The organism is Colwellia ponticola, from assembly GCF_005885605.1.
Taxonomy (GTDB): Bacteria; Pseudomonadota; Gammaproteobacteria; order Enterobacterales; family Alteromonadaceae; genus Colwellia; species Colwellia ponticola.
This window is the reverse complement of record NZ_SZVP01000086.1, coordinates 1-469: the sequence shown is the minus strand read 5'-3', so window position 1 is coordinate 469 and position 469 is coordinate 1. Positions and strand designations below refer to the sequence as shown.

The 469-nt window shown below is 59.9% G+C and carries 1 pseudogene; it reads right to left on the bottom strand.

Going from position 1 to position 469, the window contains the following annotated elements:
- A pseudogene (locus tag FCS21_RS15960) lies at positions 1-418 on the bottom strand (hypothetical protein); the annotation flags it as partial.
- Positions 419-469 lie beyond the last annotated feature (51 nt).

The window sequence follows — 469 nt, the reverse complement described above, 5'->3', positions numbered from 1 at the left end:
CGAAGATGTAGAACGAGATCCCGATCGGCAGCAGCACGTGGGTGAGGATAAACGGCTCCAGGCCGGCCGACTTCATCATCACGTTGATGCTGTCGACGCCGAAGTTGGCGTACTTGAAGTAGCCGAGGATGCACAGGTCGACCGCCACGCCCAGCAGCAGCCAGCGTTGGGCCGGCTTGGTGCGCACGCCGGCGGCACCGACCTTGAGGCCGATCCAGTAGTTCCACAGCGTGACGGCGGCGAACAGCGCCAGGAAGTCCACTCGCCACCAGGCGTAGAACACGTAGCTGGCCAACAGCAGCAGCAGGTTGCGATAGCGTTGCCCGCTCAAGTAGTACAAGCCGAGAAAGATCGGCAAGAACAGAAACAGGAACACATTGGACGAGAAAACAATCCCGATCTCTCCATGTTTAACCAACAGTCAAGGGCCAGAGCCCCCCCAAACCCCCCACAACTTCATGGGCGGCGA